Genomic DNA, 253 nt, shown 5'->3' with positions numbered 1-253 from the left:
AAGGGCTCGACCCGCTCTGGATGCTGAACCACTATCACGCGGCCGACATCGCCCGGGATGGCGATCGACCAATCATCTTCTCCCGTTATTCGGGGCCGGGCAGTCACCGCTATCCGGTCGGTTTCTCGGGAGACACGTTGATTTCGTGGGCGTCGCTCGCGTTCCAACCGTACTTTACGGCGACCGCTTCCAATATCGGCTATGGCTGGTGGAGCCACGATATCGGTGGCCATTACCGAGGTTCAAAAGACGA

Annotated in this window: 1 protein-coding gene; it reads left to right on the top strand. The window is 59.3% G+C overall.

Annotation, left to right across the window (positions count from 1 at the left end; translation table 11 throughout):
* Positions 1-253, top strand: a 253-nt coding sequence (locus ACSV5T_RS10125) for a TIM-barrel domain-containing protein (RefSeq protein ID WP_438321052.1), incomplete at both ends; no start/stop codon positions are given.

Source organism: Veillonella sp. ZSJB6 (assembly GCF_051549505.1).
Lineage (GTDB): Bacteria > Bacillota > Negativicutes > Veillonellales > Veillonellaceae > Veillonella.
This window is presented reverse-complemented; position numbering and strand designations above follow the sequence as displayed.